This window comes from Microcystis sp. LE19-41.2A (genome assembly GCF_027530405.1).
GTDB lineage: Bacteria > Cyanobacteriota > Cyanobacteriia > Cyanobacteriales > Microcystaceae > Microcystis > Microcystis aeruginosa.
In genome coordinates, this window is record NZ_JAPZQJ010000112.1 from 1 (window position 1) to 6,700 (window position 6,700).

Consider the following 6,700-nt stretch of genomic DNA (forward strand, 5'->3'; position numbering starts at 1 on the left):
TAAATTCTCTCTAGCATTTTCTGGCTCTCGGGGTTTAGGTCTCTAATCAATCTCATTGTATTTTCCTGCTGCTTCGTTTTTTTATGTATTATACTTCTTAATTTTTTATTTGGGTAATTAATTTTGCATGACTACTTATCGTTATTATTAGAGCGTCATGGGAAAAGTCATCGGCATCGACTTAGGGACAACCAACAGTTGTGTTGCGGTACTCGAAGGAGGTCAGCCGATTATAGTTCCTAACTCGGAAGGGGGAAGGACAACTCCTAGTATCGTGGGATTCGGCAAAGGCCAGCGCCTAGTGGGACAACTGGCCAAACGTCAAGCGGTCACTAATGCCGAAAATACCGTCTATAGCATAAAACGCTTTATCGGTAGGCGTTGGCAAGACACCGAGGTAGAAAGGGGACGAGTTGCCTATCATTGCCAACGCGGTCGCGATGATACCGTCAATATCAAAATTTGCGATCGGGAATTTACCCCCCAAGAAATCTCGGCCATGATCCTGCAAAAATTAAAGGCCGATGCTGAGGCCTATCTGGGAGAACCGATTAACGAGGCCGTGATTACAGTTCCCGCCTATTTTACCGATGCCCAACGTCAGGCCACTAAAGACGCGGGGATAATCGCAGGACTAGAAGTATTAAGAATTATTAACGAACCCACCGCCGCCGCCCTAGCCTACGGTTTAGATAAACAAAACGAAGATCAACATATCCTCGTTTTTGACCTAGGGGGAGGAACCTTCGACGTTTCCATCCTGCAACTGGGAAAGGGAGTCTTTGAAGTGAAAGCCACCGCCGGCAATAACCATCTTGGGGGGGACGATTTTGATAACCTCTTAGTGCGGTGGCTGGTGGAGAACTTTCAAAGCCAAGAAAACATCGATCTATCCAGCGATCGCATGGCGATCCAAAGACTGCGAGAAGCCGCCGAAAAAGCCAAAATCGAGCTTTCTAGCCTGATTACCACCTCGATCAATCTCCCCTTCATCGCCGCCGACGAAACTGGCCCTAAACACCTAGAATTGGAAATAACTCGCGCTAAATTCGAGGAATTAACCAGAGAATTAGTGGAAAAAACCCTGGAACCCGTACAACAGTCCCTCAAAGATAGCGAACTGCAGCCTAGCGATATCAATCGTGTCATTCTCGTCGGCGGTTCCACCAGAATCCCCGCCGTACAGCGATTAATCTCCCGTTTCTTTTCTGCAGGCCAGATCGATCGCTCTGTTAACCCCGATGAGGCCGTTGCTTTGGGGGCGGCGATTCAAGCTGGAGTTTTAGGTGGAGAAGTAGAAGATATCCTCCTCCTCGATGTCACCCCCCTTTCCCTCGGCATTGAAACCCTCGGCGAAGTCCTTACCAAAATTATCGATCGCAATACCACTATCCCCACCAGTAAATCTCAGGTTTTCTCCACCGCTGCCGATGGTCAAACTTCCGTGGAAATTCATGTTCTGCAAGGGGAAAGGGCCATGGCCCGGGATAATAAAACCCTCGGTAAATTTCTCCTGACGGGAATTCCTCCCGCCCCTAGGGGTATGCCACAAATCGAAGTGGCCTTCGAGATCGATGTTAACGGCATCTTGAAAGTGGCCGCCAGCGACCAAGGCACCGGCAAAGAACAAAGCATTTTAATTAGTCATACTGGAGGGCTGAAACCGAACGAAATTGAAAAAATGCGCCTAGAAGCCGAAAAATACGCCGAATTTGATCGCGGTCGTCTGCAAATGATCGATATTCGCCAGCAATGCGATAGTCTTTTCTATAGCTACGAAGTCACCATCAGGGAAAACAGCGAGTTAGTTGCCCCCGATATCCGGCAACTGGCCGACCAGAAGCGCCAACAGTTGGAAATCGCCCTGCGCGACCCTTCCATATCCCCAGAAAAGCTAAAAACCATCCTGGAAGAATTTCGTCAGATTGTCCTCGAAATCGGTACCCGCATCTACAGGGGTAAACAAGAGGACACCCAAATCCTCAACGGTACTGATTTTGAATCGATCGATGTCACCGAAAAACTGACCCGACCCACCCGCATCCGGACCACTCCCCCCAATATCTTCGCCGACGGGCAAACCTTCTCCCACACTAGAACCAGAACCTATGGTAATCTGGAAACTAAATTCAGCGAATCGGGCAGTGATGATCACCCCTACGATGGCGAAGAAATGAGTGCCAGTGACTACGAGGCCGTAGATTAAAAAGGGAAAAGCTATCAGCCTTTTCAGTGATCAGTAATCAGTAATCAGTAATCAGTGATCAGATGTGAGTTTTCAGCTTTTTTCTCCCCTTCTCTCTGCTCCCTTCCCCACTACCCCACTACCCCACTTCCCCACTTCCCCACTTCCTTACCAAAAAAATAGTAGGGATAACCCAACTAAACTATTATGTATAGTTTGTTAAAGTAACAACTAGACTTAAACTTTATTTATAAATTGCCAGCAGAACCATAGCCCCCTATGCCCACTGATTACTACGAAATTCTAGGTGTCTCGCGAGATGCCGGCAAAGAAGACATCAAACGCGCCTATCGTCGTCTCGCCCGAAAATACCATCCCGATGTTAACAAAGAACCAGGAGCCGAGGAACACTTCAAAGAAATTAACCGCGCCTACGAAATTCTCTCGGAACCGGAAACCCGCAATCGTTATGACCGCTTTGGTGAGGCCGGGGTTTCTGGAGGTGCTGCCGGTTTTGATCCCGACAATATGGGCGGTTTCGCCGATATCTTTGAGACAATCTTTAGTGGTTTCGGGGGCATGGGCGGCCAAGCAACGGCCCGCCGACGCACAGGCCCTACCCGGGGCGAGGATCTACGTCTCGATTTTCGACTAAAATTCCGCGAGGCGGTCTTTGGCGGCGAAAAGGAAATCCGCATCCGTCATCTGGAAACCTGTCAAACCTGTAAAGGCAGTGGGGCCAGACCTGGGACCAGTTCCCGCACTTGTACTACTTGCAGTGGTACTGGTCAGGTGCGTCGCGCCACCCGTACTCCCTTCGGTACTTTTGCTCAAGTTTCGGTCTGTCCCACCTGTGACGGTGCTGGAGAGGTGATCGAGGAAAAATGCGATGTTTGCGGCGGTTCCGGACGCAGACAGGAAACCAAAAAACTGAAAATTACCATCCCCGCAGGGGTTGACAACGGCATGAAATTGCGCGTTGCCCGGGAAGGAGACGCAGGACTTAAAGGCGGGCCGCCGGGGGATTTATTCGTTTATCTAACCGTGGAAACAGATGCAGAATTTCAACGGGAAGGCAATGATATTAAATCCAATATCTCGATTAGTTATATCCAAGCGATTTTAGGATGTACTATTAAAGTTAATACGGTAGATGGCCAAGAAGACCTGACTATCCCTGCCGGTACTCAACCGAACACCGTACTGATTTTAGAAAATAAGGGGGTTCCTAAATTAGGCAATCCCGTCAGTCGCGGTGATCATTGCATTACCGTTAAAATCTCGATTCCTACCCGTGTCACCGGAGAAGAACGGGATTTACTGGAAAAATTAGCAAAAGTTCGCGGGGAAACCGTGGGGAAAGGCGGCATCGAGGGATTTTTAGGTAATATCTTCCATAAATAGGGCAGGCTGAATAAATCTAAAAATCTTGTCGGATAACGGAGGCAGGGGGCGGTCGGCGGTCGGCAGTATTCAGGAGTCAGGAGATGGGAGATTATTTTATTTATTCTCCCCACACCCCACACCCCACACCCCACACCCCACACCCTGCCCCCAGGAGAAACTTTTTCAGGAAACCCTAAATAACTATGACTTTAGACCTGCGCGGCACTCCCTGCCCGATTAATTTTGTCCGCACAAAATTGCAATTAGAGAAAATGACCGCCGGGGAACGCTTGGAAGTCTGGTTAGATGCCGGGGAACCGATCGAACAGGTTCCCACTAGCCTGACAGTGGAGGGTTATCAGATAGAATCGATCGAGGACCGAGATAGCTTTTTTGTTCTCAAAGTCTATCGCCCCGATTCCTAAATGGTAGATGCACAATTAACCGATTTATACGGCACAGTGGTGGCTGTACAGGCGAATTTCTATCAGGTACGCTTGGATGCTGCCGTTATGGGCGAGAATCTTCTCTGTACCCGTCGCGCTCGCTTGCAAAAAATCGGTCAATCGGTGATGGTTGGCGATCGGGTGCGCGTGGAGGAAGCCAATTTTGATGATCGGCAGGGTGCGATCGCAGAAGTCCTCCCCCGCAGTACCGAGATCGATCGGCCGGCCGTTGCTAATATCGAGCAGATTTTGCTAGTTTTTGCCCTTGCTGAACCCGTCCTCGATCCTTGGCTGATCAGTCGTTTTTTGGTGAAAGCCGAGTCCACAGGCTTAGAAATTGCCGTCTGTGTCAATAAAATCGATCTGGGGGAACCCGAACAAATAGAGGTCTGGGGCGATCGCCTAGCTGGTTGGGGATACCGGCCTTTTTTTGTCAGTGTGGAGAAAAATAGGGGATTTGAGGCTTTATTGGCACAATTAAACCATAAAATCACTCTCTTGGCCGGTCCTTCGGGAGTGGGAAAATCGAGTTTAATTAATTCTCTAATTCCTGAGATTAATCAACGGGTGGGGGATGTGTCGGGAAAACTGCAAAAAGGTCGTCACACTACCCGTCATGTGGAGTTATTTGCTTTACCAAATCGGGGTTTATTGGCCGATAGTCCGGGTTTTAACCAACCGGATATTAACTGTTCACCGGAACAATTAACTTTTTATTTTCCGGAAGTGAGACAGCGTTTAGCTTTAGGAAATTGTCAATTTAATGATTGTACTCACCGTCGGGAACCTAACTGTGTGGTTAGGGGAGATTGGGAACGTTACCAACATTATTTAGAGTTTTTAGAAGAGGCGATCGCACGAGAACAGTCATTGCAGAAAACTAGCACAAAAGAGTCAAGTTTAAAGTTAAAAATTAAAGAAGCAGGTCAAGAAACCTACGAACCCAAATTAGCTAATAAAAAATATCGTCGTCCTTCCCGTCGCGGCAAAAATCAAGATCAGGAACGCTACGAAAATAAAACTCTCCAAGATATTTATAATGATGATTCTGAATAGAATCGGTTCGGTTGTCTTTATCTTCAGGGTTACTAAAGTAAGAATTGGGAAAAGATGTTAAGGGGTGTTATACTTTGAGTCCATTTGCTGCATTTTTTGATAGACTAATTCAGAAATTTTTGGGAAAATTTGCCAATTTTGAGCGTAGGCAGCATCTTGGGTAAATACAGCTAAAATATAAGCAACTTGACCATCATTAATATAAGCTACCTCACTACGACTGTCACTTGTCCAACCAGCTTTAGAAGCAAATTCTTGGATATTTTTAGGGTCACTGTTAGCAAAATATTCACCAAAAAATCCTTTAATGGGATTAAAATGACCTTGACCTTGATTCGGGTCAATATTTTTCCAGCTGCCATCTTGCATCATGTTTATTCTGTTCAAATAGTATCGCATCTCCTGACTAGATTCTGGTGATATAGCTTGTCCTGTAATAATTTCATACATTAATCTAGCAGCTTGTTCAGTTGTAATTTTATTTCTAATCGGATTTTTAGGATCATTGCCTCTCATTTTTAAATCAGCACCTTGAGGTTTAAACATTTTTTTAGAAGGAATGGGATAGGTTTTTTGGTTAATATTGATACCATTATAACCTGCATCAACAAAATATTGATTAAGTAGATTTCTTTTTTTTAACCACTCTTGATAGTCTGACTGGCTCATATTTTTATGATTTGATTTTGCTCCAGTGATAGCATCAACAATATTACTTGATTCTTCATTGTCTGACTTTCCGATCATTTCTTGAATTTCAATAGTATATTCTCCTATATCTCCTTGATGATAATTAACATAACCGTACAGAGCGACTAGCCAAAAAAGCTTGACAACACTAGCGGGAAATCTTCCTATATTTCCTTGATAATTTTCGCTACTATTGGTTTTAAAATCGATTAAGCTAATTGATAATTTCTCAGTTGGTAAGTTATTCTCTGCAACATAATCAGTGACATTTTTAATAATAGATTGTAGTTGGTCGTTCCGCTTAAAATTTGGCGGTCTATCGGGAGTATAAATAAACGTTTTTTGAAAATTGATACGATTATTATTATCAGGAATAGGCAAAGATGGCAAGGCAATTTGTTGATTATTAAGTTCAGTTTGCGAAGTGATAGGAGTTTTCATTGTGGGTATATCTGGGGTTTTATTAATTATTGACTGAGGAGATTTTCTGTAAGATATGGAGGACTTATCATCAGTTACATTTGTTGTTTTCTGAGATTGATTGAAGATTAAAAAACCGACCACAGCAAAAGTCATCGCTACTAAGCTAGATATAAACAGAAACTTTATATCTGATATACCAGTATGGTATTCATAATTGTAGTTAGATGTCTCTGTTTTTTTGTTATCTGAGTTATTTTTCATTTTTTTGTTTCTACTTTGTGATTAATTCAACTTATCTACGAGCTAAATTTTTAATGGTTCTATATTGAGCTATTTTCCATCGTCCCCGATCATTTTGGAGATTATAGCGAACCAATAGACCTCTTGCATAATTTTTTTATGGTATAATATAAGGTTTTGCTTTTTTCTCAATTCTTAGATTGAAGTGGAAAAAAGAATAAAATGTGATCTTAGGTCAGGAAATCATCTATAATTTTGCTATGTTTATTAGCAA

Annotated in this window: 6 protein-coding genes; 5 read left to right on the forward strand and 1 reads right to left on the reverse strand. The window is 44.2% G+C overall.

Going from position 1 to position 6,700, the window contains the following annotated elements:
- The first annotated feature begins 157 nt into the window (after positions 1 to 157).
- The 5 genes from dnaK to rsgA all read left to right on the forward strand — a co-directional run bounded on the left by dnaK (position 158) and on the right by rsgA (position 5,073).
- A complete protein-coding gene (gene dnaK, locus O9290_RS04950; protein ID WP_288054669.1) occupies positions 158 to 2,206 on the forward strand; it encodes a molecular chaperone DnaK in 2,049 nt (682 codons plus the stop codon).
- Between the two features lie 258 nt (positions 2,207 to 2,464).
- Positions 2,465 to 3,589, forward strand: a complete 1,125-nt coding sequence (dnaJ, locus tag O9290_RS04955; RefSeq protein ID WP_288054667.1) for a molecular chaperone DnaJ — start codon at positions 2,465 to 2,467, stop codon at positions 3,587 to 3,589.
- Between the two features lie 25 nt (positions 3,590 to 3,614).
- Entirely contained in the window at positions 3,615 to 3,812 is a 198-nt protein-coding gene (locus O9290_RS04960; RefSeq protein WP_288054666.1) for a hypothetical protein, read from the forward strand.
- Positions 3,775 to 3,996, forward strand: coding sequence for a sulfurtransferase TusA family protein (locus tag O9290_RS04965; RefSeq protein ID WP_002738399.1), 222 nt, complete (start codon positions 3,775 to 3,777; stop codon positions 3,994 to 3,996). The genes O9290_RS04960 and O9290_RS04965 overlap by 38 nt, the downstream gene beginning before the upstream one ends.
- Positions 3,997 to 5,073: a small ribosomal subunit biogenesis GTPase RsgA gene (gene rsgA / locus O9290_RS04970; protein WP_002758771.1), complete on the forward strand. Its 1,077-nt coding sequence runs from the start codon at positions 3,997 to 3,999 to the stop codon at positions 5,071 to 5,073.
- Between the two features lie 57 nt (positions 5,074 to 5,130).
- On the opposite strand, the gene O9290_RS04975 is transcribed toward rsgA, so the two are convergent.
- On the reverse strand, positions 5,131 to 6,447 hold the full coding sequence (locus O9290_RS04975; RefSeq protein WP_288027350.1) for a serine hydrolase: 1,317 nt from the start codon (positions 6,445 to 6,447) through the stop codon (positions 5,131 to 5,133).
- Positions 6,448 to 6,700: the final 253 nt, after the last annotated feature.